Annotated in this window: 13 protein-coding genes; 4 read left to right on the top strand and 9 right to left on the bottom strand. The window is 60.6% G+C overall.

The genetic code is table 11. From position 1 onward, the window contains the following. Positions 1 to 41: 41 nt before the first annotated feature. The gene (locus H9Q10_RS01170; RefSeq protein WP_197902205.1) at positions 42 to 482 is read right to left on the bottom strand and encodes a hypothetical protein; all 441 of its coding nucleotides are present in this window, start codon (positions 480 to 482) and stop codon (positions 42 to 44) included. Positions 483 to 731: 249 nt separating this feature from the next. On the opposite strand from H9Q10_RS01170, the gene H9Q10_RS01165 reads away from it, so the two are divergent. Continuing rightward, positions 732 to 1,214 (top strand): outer membrane lipoprotein, encoded by a 483-nt coding sequence (locus H9Q10_RS01165; protein WP_197902204.1) that lies wholly within the window; start codon positions 732 to 734, stop codon positions 1,212 to 1,214. Between the two features lie 68 nt (positions 1,215 to 1,282). Here the strand turns inward: H9Q10_RS01165 and speD are convergent, their stop codons facing one another. The 7 genes from speD to H9Q10_RS01130 form a co-directional block, all read right to left on the bottom strand. Continuing rightward, positions 1,283 to 1,651, bottom strand: coding sequence for an adenosylmethionine decarboxylase (gene speD, locus H9Q10_RS01160; protein WP_197902203.1), 369 nt, complete (start codon positions 1,649 to 1,651; stop codon positions 1,283 to 1,285). Beyond that, complete coding sequence (locus tag H9Q10_RS01155; RefSeq protein ID WP_197902202.1) at positions 1,648 to 1,803, bottom strand: hypothetical protein; 156 nt, start codon at positions 1,801 to 1,803, stop codon at positions 1,648 to 1,650. The genes speD and H9Q10_RS01155 overlap by 4 nt, the downstream gene beginning before the upstream one ends. Before the next feature lie 6 nt (positions 1,804 to 1,809). Further along, the gene (locus tag H9Q10_RS01150; protein ID WP_197902201.1) at positions 1,810 to 3,366 is read right to left on the bottom strand and encodes a DUF4178 domain-containing protein; all 1,557 of its coding nucleotides are present in this window, start codon (positions 3,364 to 3,366) and stop codon (positions 1,810 to 1,812) included. 151 nt (positions 3,367 to 3,517) lie between these two features. Beyond that, positions 3,518 to 3,988, bottom strand: a complete 471-nt coding sequence (locus H9Q10_RS01145; RefSeq protein WP_197902200.1) for a GNAT family N-acetyltransferase — start codon at positions 3,986 to 3,988, stop codon at positions 3,518 to 3,520. Positions 3,989 to 4,104: 116 nt separating this feature from the next. Beyond that, positions 4,105 to 4,608: a hypothetical protein gene (locus H9Q10_RS01140; RefSeq protein ID WP_197902199.1), complete on the bottom strand. Its 504-nt coding sequence runs from the start codon at positions 4,606 to 4,608 to the stop codon at positions 4,105 to 4,107. A gap of 126 nt (positions 4,609 to 4,734) precedes the next feature. Next, positions 4,735 to 5,778: an SPFH domain-containing protein gene (locus H9Q10_RS01135; protein WP_197902358.1), complete on the bottom strand. Its 1,044-nt coding sequence runs from the start codon at positions 5,776 to 5,778 to the stop codon at positions 4,735 to 4,737. Between the two features lie 90 nt (positions 5,779 to 5,868). Then, on the bottom strand, positions 5,869 to 6,267 hold the full coding sequence (locus H9Q10_RS01130) for a DUF350 domain-containing protein (protein WP_197902198.1): 399 nt from the start codon (positions 6,265 to 6,267) through the stop codon (positions 5,869 to 5,871). Between the two features lie 126 nt (positions 6,268 to 6,393). Here H9Q10_RS01130 and H9Q10_RS01125 point away from each other — a divergent pair, with 126 nt between their 5' ends. Continuing rightward, entirely contained in the window at positions 6,394 to 7,911 is a 1,518-nt protein-coding gene (locus tag H9Q10_RS01125; RefSeq protein ID WP_197902197.1) for a polyamine aminopropyltransferase, read from the top strand. Between the two features lie 190 nt (positions 7,912 to 8,101). On the opposite strand, the gene H9Q10_RS01120 is transcribed toward H9Q10_RS01125, so the two are convergent. Further along, positions 8,102 to 9,301 carry an acetate kinase gene (locus H9Q10_RS01120; protein ID WP_197902196.1) on the bottom strand — a complete coding sequence of 400 codons (1,200 nt, stop codon included), beginning with the start codon at positions 9,299 to 9,301 and terminating at the stop codon, positions 8,102 to 8,104. Between the two features lie 496 nt (positions 9,302 to 9,797). Between H9Q10_RS01120 and H9Q10_RS01115 the strand changes: the two genes are divergently transcribed. Then, positions 9,798 to 11,333 carry an amino acid permease gene (locus H9Q10_RS01115; RefSeq protein WP_238480106.1) on the top strand — a complete coding sequence of 512 codons (1,536 nt, stop codon included), beginning with the start codon at positions 9,798 to 9,800 and terminating at the stop codon, positions 11,331 to 11,333. Positions 11,334 to 11,547: 214 nt separating this feature from the next. After that, positions 11,548 to 12,912 (top strand): tRNA uridine-5-carboxymethylaminomethyl(34) synthesis GTPase MnmE, encoded by a 1,365-nt coding sequence (gene mnmE / locus H9Q10_RS01110; protein WP_197902195.1) that lies wholly within the window; start codon positions 11,548 to 11,550, stop codon positions 12,910 to 12,912. The last annotated feature ends 338 nt before the right edge of the window (positions 12,913 to 13,250 follow it).

Raw genomic sequence — 13,250 nt, 5'->3', positions numbered from 1 at the left:
ACCCGATTTCGGTTTTCAGGTAGCCTTTTCATCAGCCTGCCCTAGCTGCGGCGGGCTTCGCGGTATGCCTCGCAGCCGAATTCCTTATCGGCATTGCCGAAGGCGGTGGTGCGGATGGAAACGATGGTGCCGTCGGGCTCGGTAACGGCAATGCGGTAGCTGTGGCCGACGTGCTGCCGGTAGTTTTGGAAATATTGCACGTTGCCCGACTGGCCGGCATAGCCCTGCTTGATTTCATAGTGCTCGACGCGCCAGCCGTAGAGGTTGCGCACCCGATTGTTTTTCACGCAATCGAGGCGGATGATGTCGGGCACGCGGCGGGCGCGCTTAGCCATAAACTCGGCCACGTCTTTGCCGCGCCAAACTAGGGTGTCGTTTACCAGAACTTCGGTGGCGCAGCCGGTCAGCAGGGCGGCGGCAAACAGGGGCAGCAGCCGTTGGGGAAAAGGGAAAGCGGTCGGCACGATGTGCTCCTTGTTCATGTTCTTCCGCCGCCAAACCATGCGGCGGGGCGCGATATTAACACAACCACGCCACTTTCCGATTAAAGGCTACCTGAAAATGCTTTTTCCCTTTGCTGAAGCCTCATTTTTAATTTTGCAGAAACGCACTTTGCTGGTTTTCACTTCGTTGGCGCTCAGGCTTTCAGGTAGCCTTCCGCCCGGCGTTATCGAAAAATAAGCTTACCCGCTATATAATCCCGCCATTCCCACACCCTTCAGGAGAACACCATGCCCGCCCTCCCCCGCCTGCTCGCCGCCGCCGTATCCGCCGCCCTGCTGCTCAACGGCTGCGCCAACAGCTCGGCCAACCAATACACCACCTCCCAAGCGCAAAACGCCGCACGGGTGTACTACGGCGAAGTGCTGTCGGTTACCCCCACCACCATCAAAGGCGAGAGCAGCCCGCTCATCACCACCGCCGGCTCCCTGCTGGGCGGCATCGGCGGCAGCAACATCGGCAAAGGCCGCGGCGAGGCCGTGAGCGCCATCTTGGGCGCCATCATCGGCGGGCTCGGCGCCGAAGCGCTCACCCGCAGCGCCGATTCCCAACGCGGCTACGAAATCGTGGTGCAGCTCGAAGGCACGCGCGACGCCGTTTCCGTGGTGCAGAAAGACGATATCGCCTTCCAGCCCGGCCAGCGCGTGCGCGTCTTGCAGGGCGGCAACGGCGTCACCCGCGTGCTGCCCTTAAACCAGCCTGTGCGCTATTAAGCCCTGCGGCAAATAAAAGGCTACCTGAAAAATGCCGATACATTTTCAGGTAGCCTTTTTGCGGCTAATCAAGCCGGCGGCAAGCCCGCCTCCCCGCCGCGCTGGAGCACCTGCCACACCGCGCGCCCGGCCTGCAAAGCCTGCTCCAGCAAGCTTTTGGCAGATTCGGGCAGCAGGCTGCCGCACAGGAACACGTCCAGCGCGGCAAAACCGTGTTCCGGCCAGGTGTGGATGCTGATGTGCGATTCGGCCAAGAGCAGCACGCCGGTTACGCCGCCTTCGCCGCCGAAGGTGTGGAAGCGGCTGTCGAGCACGGTGGCGCCGATGCGTTCGGCGGCTTGGCACAGGGCGTTTTTCAGGTAGCCTTCGTCGCGCAGCAGCGCGGGCGGGCAGCCGTATAAATCCAGCAGGCCGTGGCAGCCGGGGCTGTGGCTCATTTGTGCCATCCCGAAGACGAGCTGCCGCCGCCCACGCGCGAGCCGTGGTAGGAGCGGCTGCCGCTGTTGCTGCTGCCCACAGAGCTGTAGTTGAAAGAAGTGCTGACCAGGATGGCCAGGATGCTGCAAATCAGATAAGTATTTCTCGACATTTTGTTTCACTCGTCATCGTCATCATCGCCGCCGCCGAACACGTTGCCGCGTTTTGCCAGGAAATACAGCACCATAATCGACACTGTACCGGCCAAGGAGATGTCTTCATCGGAAGACAGCATACTGAACCAGGCCGGCAGGTTGATGATCACAAACACCGCAACCAGCAGCAGCATCAGCCCTTTCGACGGGCCGTCGGCGTGCATATCGGCGCTGTATTGCGGCACATCGCCGCTCAGGCCGAACCAGTCGCGCACCTGCCGGTAGCTCACCGGCGTGCTTTGGCTCCAGGCGGCTTCTTGGCGGTTGCGCTCGGCGCAGAGCTTACCGTTGCCGTTTTGGCGGTAGTCGGAGTAGAAATCCACATCGCCTTGACGGATGTGCCAGTAAAACGCGCCGGCGGCGAGCACCACGCGCCCGCCGTAGTCGTAGAGCTTGGGCAGGCCCTGCGGCTGGAAAAGCTCGCCCTGCAAACGCGGCCACACATTGAGCGTTTGCGACACGCTCCATTCGCCCTCGCTCTCCACCAGCCACATAAAGCCGGCTTGCGGCTCGAAGAGCAGGTATTCCGTCCAGCTGCCCTCGGGCGTGATGCCGGAAGGCTTTTTGCCAAACAGCAGGTCAAATGCGTCGTCGGGCTCAAGCTCGTCTTTGCGCACCGCGCCGATGAGGGTGTAGGTGCGGTTGTTGATGGTGGCTTCCGCACCCAGCTTCAGCGTGAAGGCATCGGCCTGCGCGACACGCCGGTTGTTGGCTTCCAGCAGCTCCAGCTTGCCTTCTGCCGCATCCAGGCTGCTGCCGCAGCTGGGGCAGAGGATGGAGGGGGTGAGCCCGGTAATCCATTGCACGGGCGAGCCGCAGTTGGGGCAGCTTTCGGCTTGGCGCGTGCCTTTGAGCCTGCCCGCGCTGTCGGCCACATCGGCGCTGCTGCGCGTGTTGGAAAGCTGCAAATCGGCCAGGTTCACGCCCCGCCCGATAAAGGCTTCGGGCGGCGAATCGGCATAATCCAGCGTGAGGAAGGCTTGCTCGCAGCGCCAGTCGGCCACCCGGTTTTTCATCTGCGGCGGCAGCTCGAAGGGCAGCTCGCCCTCGGCGGCGGCCTGCTCCAGCACGATGTCGCGTATGTCGGCCGCCCAGAAGCGCTTGCCTTGGTACACGAAGTTGCTGTGGCCGGGCACCAGGCTGTCGAATTCGGGCGTGTCCGGCAGCGGTTCGCTGGCGGGCAGGGTGAAGACGTATTGGTCGCCGGCTTCGGAGAGCCAGCCGTTGCCGCCGTCGGCAAACTGCACGTACCACTCGTTCCACATCCCGGCTTCGTATTTGGCCTGCAGGCGGCCGATGATGGAAAACGGCCGCGCGGCAAAGATGCCGCCGGTGCCGATTTGCAGCGGGCTGAAGTCTTCCAGCAGCGCGGAATCGCGGCCGCTGTCGATGATGCCTGCGCCTTGCCGCACCAAGAGGCTGTGGCAGAAGCCGCACACCAGCGTAACCGCCGTGGCCGAATGCGCGTGTACGGGCGCGCCGCAGCTGGGGCAGTCGGTTTTGAAGAATGGTTCGCTCATGGTGGGTTTCCTATGGGGCGGGCGGGTGGGGTGTTGTTTTTCAGGTAGCCTGATTCGGCGCGGGAGGCTACCTGAAAGCGTAAGCTTCAACGAAGTGAAAACGTATGAAGCGGGTTTCGCTAAAACGCGGGTTTCTTTTTTCAGGTAGCCTTTAAAGCTGCTGTTCCAGCAGGGTTTTCAGCGGGGTCATGCCCAAGCGGCGGTAGAAGCGTTCGGCGCCGTCGTTGCCGTGCATCACGTTCAGGGTGAGGCTGTGGCAGCCTTGGGCGCGGGCGAATTCGAGCAGGTAGTGATACAGCTGCTCGCCGATTTTTTTGCCGCGCTGCGAGGCATCCACGCACAGGTCGTCCAAATACAGCACTTTGCGGTTCACCAGCGCGGGATGGCCGGAGGCTACCTGAAATTGGCACACGGCATAGCCCTGCACTTTGCCGCCTTCATCCTGATATACGAACACGGGCTGGTTTTCATCGGCAATCAGGGCGCGTACTTCTTCATCGGAATATTTGCGTGCGCCGATGCGGTAGAGGTCGGGGCGGGCTTGGGCGTGCACGTCGTGCACTTGGTAGAGCAGTTCGCCGATGCGGTGGGCGTCGGCAGCTTGGGCGGGGCGGATGGGCATGGGTTTTCGTTTGATTGTTGGTTGATTAATCGGTTTTAGTGTTGGCTGAGGCAAGACTATTGGTTCGGATATTTTAACTTCGTTGAAGTTTACGCTTTCAGGTAGCCTTATGGCAGCTAATCAATGAAATATTGCCAGCGGTGCTGTTCAAAATCATATATCTGCGCGTTAAACACGTTGTAGGTGTCGCGGTAATGCAGGATTGGTTTGCCTTTGTCCGATACCCCGTAGAGGATACGCCAGCGCGGGCTGGTGGTGAACGGCATCGGGGCGAAACTGCCGTTTGGCTGCTGCTTGGCTAGGATTTGCGCGAGCAGGTGGTCTGCTTCCACCCGGGCGAGATGGGCGTAATGCTTGTGCAGGACAGCCAGTCCGCCAAGGAGGATTAGCCACAAGCCGCAGATAGCCAGTTGTCGCCTCAACTCGCGGCGCGACACTCGCAAGGCTTTGGCGGTAAACCATAGCCGCGATAAAACCAACAGCGGCAAAAACAACTCCAGCGAAAAACCATATCCCGGCTGCCCGGCAAACCAGCCAACAAAGCCGCCAGCTAGCAAGGTGGGCAACAAAGCGCGCCACAAAGGGCGGGGAGCGGGCAGCGTGTTTAAATGGGCAGCCATGGTTTTCGCGTTATTTAAGGTTTGCATTTTCAGGTAGCCTTTATTTGCCGCGTTTGAGGCTACCTGAAAACTGCGCAACATCGTTTTAACTTCGTTGAAGCTTACGCTTTCAGGTAGCACCGCGCCTTAGCCGATCAGCTGTTTCAACACTTCGGCTTTGGCTTTCTCGTAGTCTTCGGCGGAAATCAGGCCGCCGTCGAGCAGGGTTTTGAGTTTGGCCAACTTGGCCTGCGGGTCTTCGGCGGCGGGCGCGGCCGGGGCGGCGGCAGGCTGTGCCGGCTGGGCGGGCGCGGTTTGCGCGGGAGCGGGCTGCTGCATCATGCCGCTCATGGCGCCTGCCATGGCCTGACCGATGCCGGCACCCACGCCGAGGCCGGCGCCGATGCCGGCCAGGCCGCCTTCGTTTTGCGCGGCCATCGGGATGGCGGTGGCGGTTTGGTATTGGGCGAATTTGCCCATGTCGCCGATGATGCCCATCGACATTTTGCTGTCGAGCGCTTTCTGCACGTTTTCGGGCAGGCTCACGCTTTCCACGGTAAAGTTTTCCAGCGCGAGGCCGAGCTTGGCAAACTCGGGCAGCAGCAGCTCGTTCATTTTCTGCGACAGCAGCACTTGGTTGGCGGCCATATCCAGGAAGGGGATGCCGGAGGCGCCGAAGGCGGCGGCCAGCTGGGTCATGGCGAGGTTTCGCAGCTGCTGTTCGAGCTGCTCGCCGCTATAAGAGGCGCCCACGCCGCTCACTTCGCGGAAGAAGGCGGCAGGGTCGCTGATGCGGTAGGCATACATGCCGAAGGAGCGCAGCTGGATCACGCCGAAATCGGCATCGCGCACGGTAACGGGCTGGGCGGTGCCCCAGCGGCGGGCGAGCTGCTGGCGAGTGTTGAAGAAGTAAACGTCGGATTTGAAGGGGGATTGGAACAGCTTATCCCAGTTTTTCAGGTTGGTGAGGATGGGCAGGGTTTGCGTGGTCAGCTTGTAGCGGCCGGGCTGGAACACGTCGGCGGCTTTGCCTTCGTCCACAAACAGGGCGGCCTGCGCCTCGCGAACGGTGAGGCTGGCGCCGTTTTGAATTTCCTGGTCGGCCACGGGGAAGCGCCACATCAGCAGCCCTTCTGCGGGGTTCGGCCATTCGATAACGTCGATAAACTGCTTCTTGATGAAATTGCCCAGCATGGGTTTTCCTTTCGTTTGCTTGAATACTTGAAATGGGGAAGGGCTACCTGAAAACGATCTCAAACTTTTTCAGGTAGCCTGTATGCGTTAAGACAGGCAGGCCGCGTTCAACAGGCCCACGGCGATGGAAATCACGGCGCAGAGCGTGCCCACGGCCACATTATTGCCCGCCAGCTCGGCGGCGGAATCGGGCACCAGGCGGGTGGCGGCGAAATACACGGCAATCTGAATCACCGCCGCGGCCAAGCCCCACAGCACGAAATCCAGCATGCCCACGCTGTGCGCGATGCTGGAGGCCAGCGGCAGGCAGAAGCCGATGAGCGCGCCGCCGAAAGAGAGGGCGCAGGCCAGGTTGCCGCGCTTGATCAGCTTGAGTTCGTCGGCCGGGGTGATGCGCAGATACACGGCGGCAAACAGCGCCGTCATCACCAGCCCGATCAGCAGGTATTGCAGATACAGCAGGTATTGCTCTAGGGAAATGCTCATGGCTTGCCTTTGCGGTGTGGGTGGAGGGGATAGGCGGCTGATTATGCCACACAAATGCGTTGCATTCATACTGCCGCGCCCGCCTGCTATATAATCCGCAGGCTACCTGAAAAGGCTACCTGAAAAATGAAACCCGACCGTATCCTCATTATCTCCGTATTCATCGTGGCCAGCTGCGGCTTGGCCTACGAGCTCATCATCGCCGCGCTGGCAAGCTACCTCTTGGGCGACAGCATTTTGCAGTTCTCCTCCATCATTGGTCTCTACCTCTTCGCCATGGGCATCGGCGCACACCTCACCAAATACATCCGCGATGAAGATGCGCTTTCACGCTTTATCGAAATCGAATTGCTGGTGGGCATCATCGGTGGCGTGTCAGCCCTGGTGCTGTTTGTGGTGTTTGGCTTTTCCGCCGCGCCCTTCCGCACGCTTTTGTATGCGCTGGTGCTGACGGTGGGGATTGTGGTGGGCATGGAGATTCCGCTGGTGATGCGCGTGCTGAACCAGCGGCAGGCGGAGTTTAAAGATTTGGTGGCCAAGGTGCTCACGTTTGACTATTTGGGCGCGCTGGCGGTGTCGCTGCTGTTTCCGCTGGTGCTGGCACCCCGGCTGGGCATGGCGCGCTCGGCGCTGCTGTTCGGACTGCTCAACGCCGCCGTAGCCGTGCTCACCGCCCGCGCCTTCAAAAGCCAGCTGCCGCGCTACCGCGCCATCCAAACGCGCGGCGCCATCGTGTTGTTCGGCCTGCTGGCCGCCTTTGCCGCCGCCAACCGCATCACCTTCCTGGCCGAGCAGAGCTACTTCGGCGACCCGGTGGTGTTCGAGAGCCATTCGCCCTACCAGCGCCTGGTGGTCACCAAATGGCACGACGACATCCGCCTCTATATCAACGGCAACCTGCAATTCTCCTCGCGCGACGAAGCCCGCTACCACGAAGCCCTGGTGCTGCCCGCCATGCAGATGGCCGGCGGCAAGGCGCAGAACGTGCTGATTCTGGGCGGCGGCGACGGGCTGGCCGCGCGCGAAGTGCTGAAATACCCGCAGGTGCAGGGCATCACGCTGGTGGACCTCGACCCACAAATGACCGGCACCTTCCAATCTTCCGCCGAATTAAGCCGCCTGAACGCCGGCTCGCTCGCCAACCCCAAAGTGCGCGTGGTGAACGACGACGCGGCCAAATGGCTGGAGCAGGCGCGGGAACAGTTCAACGTGATCATCATCGACCTGCCCGACCCTTCCAATTTCTCGCTGGGCAAGCTCTATTCCGTGCCGATGTACCGGCTGGTGGCGCGGCATTTGGCCCCGGGCGGCAAAATCGTGGTGCAATCCACCTCACCTTATTTTGCGCCGCATGCTTATTGGTCGGTGGTGGCCACGCTGGAGGCCGCCGGGCTCGCCACTGCGCCCTATCATGTGTATGTGCCGTCGTTCGGCGAGTGGGGCTTCGTGCTGGCCGCCGCCGAGCCGGATTTCCCCGTGCCCACGCAATTTAGCGTGCCCACCCGTTTCCTGAATGCCGACACCGCCGCCGAAATGTTCCGCTTCCCGCCCGATATGGCGCGCCGCGAGGTGCAGCCGAACTACTTGAACACGCAGATCCTGGTGCATTATTTCGAGCAGGATTGGCGCAATGTGATCCGGTGAGCGGCGGATAAAGGCTACCTGAAAACGCCGCTTCAACGCAGTTAAAACGCAACGCAGCGAGATTTCTGCGAAGCTAAAATTTTTCAGGTAGCCATTTGAAACGGATAAACACCTCGCCAAACAAGAAAAAGAGGCTACCTGAAAATTTCAGGTAGCCTCTTTGAATATTGGCCGCTATTCAATCGGGCGTTTACTCGATCCCGGCCAGATGCGCGGTGTCTTGCGCGATCATCAGCTCTTCGTTGGTGGGGATCACCATGGCCAGCGGGGTGCTGCCCTGCTTGCTGATGATGCCGCTTTCGCCGAAGCGGGCGGCGAGGTTGGCTTCTTCATCCACGGTGAGGCCGAGGAAACCGAGGTAGGCGATGGTTTTGCTGCGGACGGTGGCGGAGTTTTCGCCGATGCCGCCGGTGAACACCAGCGCGTCCAGGCCGCCGGCGGCCACGCTCATGGAGGCAACGTATTTGGCCAGGCGGTAGGCGAACACTTCCAGCGCAAGCTTGGCGCCTTCATGGCCTTTGCCGGCCGCCTCTTCGATTTCGCGGCAGTCGTTGGAGAGCTCGGAAATACCGAGCAGGCCGCTCTTCTTGTGTAAGAGGTCGGTGATTTCTTCAATGTTCATGCCGGCGTTGTTGTGCAGGAAGGGGAACACGTTGGCGTCGATGTCGCCGCTGCGGGTGCCCATCACCAGGCCTTCGAGCGGGGTGAGGCCCATGCTGGTGTCGCAGCATTTGCCGCTGTTGGAGGCGGCGATGGAGGCGCCGTTGCCCAAGTGGGCGATCACCAGGCGCAGGCCTTCTTCGCTGCGGCCGAGCAGGCGGGCGGCTTCGGCGGCCACGAAACGGTAGCTGGTGCCGTGGGCGCCGTAGCGGCGCAGGCCGTATTTGCGGTAGAGCTCGCGCGGCACGGCGTAGGTGTAGGCGTGCTCGGGCATGGATTGGTGGAAGGCGGTATCGAACACCACAGCGTGCGGCACATGGCTGAAAATGCTCATGGCGGCGCGGATGCCGAGCAGGTGGGCAGGGTTGTGCAGCGGGGCGAGCATGATGCAGTCTTCGATACCTTTGATCACTTCGTCGTTGATCAGGCAGGATTCTTTGAAGCGTTCGCCGCCGTGCACCACGCGGTGACCGACCGCGCCGATGCGTTTGTCGAGCTTGCGTGCTTCCAGTTCGGCCATCAGGGCTTCCACGGCGCCGGTGTGGTTGGGTTTGTCGGCCAAGCTCACGGTGTGTTTGCCGCCGTCGGCCTTGAAAATGATGCGCGCATCGGGCAGGTTGAGCTTTTCAGCCAGGCAGCTCAGCAATACTTCGCCGTTGGTGCTGTCTAATACGGCGCCTTTTACCGAGGAGCTGCCGCAGTTTAATACCAGAATCAATTTGTCAGACATGATGTCCCTTTATGTTTGAAATGCACGGAAACGGCGGCTGCCCGCCGGATGGTTGTTTGTCGGATGCCGCAAGAACGGCTGAAAAATCCGCCGGCTATTGTAACAAAACCGCCCTGCCTTCTCTATAGATTTGGCGCAAACAAACGGGCAGAAAGGCTACCTGAAAACGGCTTGCTCCAAACAGGCGCCATCCGCCCAGCCTGCCGTTTGTGTTTTCAGGTAGCCTTCCGCCCGCGGATGTGGCGTTTACGACACGTTGCGGCGACTGGGTTTGCAGCAGAAGCATTTGCGCGAAAAGCCTGTTTGCAGGCGGTTTTCTGGAAAGTCGGAAGCCCTTGTTCCGAGTAATGTTTCTATTAAAAAAGCGGTATCTCTTGCTCATTTGACTTAACTGCGGGTTTGAGCGGTTTTACCGCCCGGCAAGTGCGCCTATAATGCGCCGAAATAACGTTTCGGTTTGGCTGCCACCAGGCAGTTTCTTGGAGGAGAACAGAACATGAGCACACCGAACCCCAACCCCTCAAACGCGGCCAACCCTGCTGCCACGCAGGCCAACAAAAACAAAATCCGCCGCAATCTGAAAACCCGCCATCTCTCGATGATTGCCATCGGCGGCAGCATCGGCACGGGGCTCTTTATGGCCAGCGGCAGCGCCATCCACCTGGCTGGCCCGGGCGGGGCGTTGGCGGCCTATGCGGCCATCGGGCTGATGGTGTATTTCCTGATGACCTCGCTGGGCGAAATGGCCACTTATCTGCCGGTGTCCGGCTCGTTTTCCACTTATGCGGCCAAATTTGTCGATCCTTCGCTGGGCTATGCCTTGGGCTGGAATTATTGGTTTAGCTGGGTGATTACGGTGGCGGTGGATATTTCCATTGCCGCGCTGGTGATCACCTATTGGGAGCCGATGCGCTTTATGCCGCCCTGGGGCTGGAGCCTGCTGTTTTTCGGGCTGATTGTGCTGCTGAATTTGCTTTCGGTGGAGGCTTTTGGCGAATCGGAATATTGGTTTGCGCTGATCAAGGTGGTAACCGTGGTGGTGTTCCTCGGCGTGGGCGTGCTGACGATTTTCGGCATTCTCGGCGGCAGCTATGTGGGCCTGGCCAATTTCACCGTGGGCGAGGCGCCATTTTTGGGCGGCGGTTTTTCAGGTAGCCTCTTAACCATGCTGGGCGTGTTTCTGATTGCGGGCTTTTCGTTTCAGGGCACGGAGCTGATCGGCATCACCGCCGGGGAATCGGAAAACCCGAAGGAGAGTATCCCGAAGGCGATCAAGCAGGTGTTTTGGCGGATTCTGATTTTCTATATTTTGTCGATTTTCGTGATCGGTCTGCTCATCCCCTACACCAGCCCGGAATTGCTGGGCGCGGAGAATGTGTCGGAAATTGCCAAATCGCCGTTTACGCTGGTGTTTGAGCGGGCAGGCTTGGCGATGGCGGCGGCGGTGATGAACGCGGTGATCCTCACGTCGATCCTGTCGGCGGGCAATTCGGGGATGTATGCTTCGGTGCGCATGCTGTATGCCATGGGCAAGAGCGGCATGGCGTATAAAAGCTTCCGCAAGGTGAACCGTTTTGGTGTGCCGGTGCGCTCGGTGCTGGCCACGGCGGCGGTGGTGCTGGCGCTGTTTCTGATAGAGATTTTCAACGACAATGCCTACCAATACATCCTGGCGGCCTCCGGCCTCACCGGCTTCATCGCCTGGCTGGGCATCGCCATCAGCCACTACCGTTTCCGCCGCGCCTACATCGCGCAGGGCCTGGATTTGAAAGCTTTGGATTACCGCGCCAAGTGGTTTCCCTTCGGGCCGCTGATTGCGCTGGTGATGTGCGTGCTGGTGATCTTGGGGCAGGATACGCAGCTGGTGATGAGCGGCGAGGTGGACTGGGAAAGGATTGTGGTGACCTATATGGGCCTGCCCATCTTCTTCGGCTTCTACCTCTACCACAAGCTGCGCTACCGCACGCACCTGATTCCGCTGGAAGAAGTGGATTTGGGCGACGAAGAAGACGAGGATGAGGAAGACGAATAATCCGCCCGTTTGCCCCGTTTCACCCGATAAAGGCTACCTGAAAACGCAGCTTCAACGCAGTGGACCGATGTCTTGCGAAGCAAGGCTGAGTTTCTGCGAAGCTAAAACACAGCTTCGTTTTAACTGCGTTGAAGCTACGTTTTCAGGTAGCCTTTTCCGCTTTTCTGCGCTGCCTTGTATAATTCCGCGGTCATCACATTTTTCAGGTAGCCCCATGCCGCAGCCCTCCCCCACCATCGCCGCCATCGCCACCGCCGCCGGACAAGGCGGCGTGGGCGTGATCCGCCTCTCCGGCAAGCAGCTGCTGCCCCTGGCGCAGCAAATCAGCGGCGGCAAAACCCCGCAGCCGCGCCGCACCCTGCTCACCGATTTTGTGAACTCCGAAGGCGAGCCGATCGACAACGGCCTCCTGCTCTATTTCCCCGCCCCCGCCAGCTTCACCGGCGAAGACGTGATCGAGCTGCACGGCCACGGCGGGCGCGTGGTGCTGCAAATGCTGCTCCAGCGCTGCTTCGAGCTGGGCGCGCAGCCCGCCGAGCCGGGCGAATTCACCAAGCGCGCCTTCCTCAACGGCAAGCTTGATTTGGCGCAGGCCGAAAGCGTGGCCGACCTCATCGACGCCGCCAGCCAATCCGCCGCCCGCCTGGCCGTACGTTCGCTCAAAGGCGCGTTTTCCCAGCAGATTCACGCCTTGGTGGACGAGCTCATCACCCTGCGCATGCTGGTGGAAGCCACGCTCGACTTCCCCGAAGAAGACATCGATTTCCTCGCCGAAGCCAGGACAGACGAACGCCTCGCCGCCCTGCAAACCCGCCTCGCCCAAGTGCTCGCCCAAGCCGAACAGGGTGCCATTTTGCGCGAAGGCATGAACGTGGTGCTGGTGGGCGCGCCCAACGTGGGCAAATCCAGCCTGCTCAACGCCCTGGCCGGCGACGACATCGCCATCGTAACCGACATCGCCGGCACCACCCGCGACACCGTGCGCGAACAAATCACCCTCGAAGGCGTGCCCGTGCACATCATCGACACCGCCGGCCTGCGCGACACCACCGACCCGGTGGAGCAAATCGGCATCGAGCGCAGCCGCCAGGCCGTGCAGCAGGCCGACGTGGCATTAATCCTCATCGACCCCGCCGAAGGCCTGAACGAGGCCACCGGCAAAATCCTCGCCCAGCTGCCCCCCGCGCTCAAACGCATCGAAATCCGCAACAAAATCGACCTCAGCGGCGAAGCGGCCGAAGCGCGCGAACAAAGCGGCCGGCCCAGCGGCGCCGACACCCTGATCAAACTCTCCGCCAAAAGCGGCGCCGGCCTCGACCTGCTCAAACAAGCCCTACTGCGGCAAATTGGCTGGCAGGGCGAGAGCGAAAGCCTGTTCCTCGCCCGCAGCCGCCACCTGCAAGCCCTGGAAACCGCCCAAGCCGAGCTCGAACTCGCCGCCCTGTGCGGCCGCCACCAGCTCGAACTCTTCGCCGAACACCTGCGCCTCGCGCAAAACGCCTGCAACACCATCACCGGCGAATTCAACGCCGACGACCTCCTGGGCGTGATCTTCAGCCGCTTCTGCATCGGCAAATAAATCCCGCTTGAGGCTACCTGAAAAACAGAAAGCGCCTTTTCAGGTAGCCTATTTCCAGCCAAGCAGCAGCTCAGGCATCTATGCCGACTTTGCTCTAATTAATATAGTGGATGAACAAAAATCAGGACAAGGCGACGAAGCCGCAGACAGTACAGATAGTACGGAAAGGCGAGGCAACGCCGTACTGGTTTTTGTTCATCCACTATATGACTGGCAACAGGCATCGATGTCCACACCACACAAAGGCTACCTGAAACTTTTCAGGTAGCCTCTTCCCCCATTTTTGGCTACACTCACGCCTCCCCAGGGCAGCCCGCGGACATTGCGACCCGGCCTTG

This window comes from Eikenella glucosivorans (assembly GCF_016025525.2).
GTDB classification, from domain to species: domain Bacteria; phylum Pseudomonadota; class Gammaproteobacteria; order Burkholderiales; family Neisseriaceae; genus Eikenella; species Eikenella glucosivorans.
The sequence above is the reverse complement of the archived record's forward strand: the minus strand, read 5'-3'. Positions and strand labels throughout refer to the sequence as shown.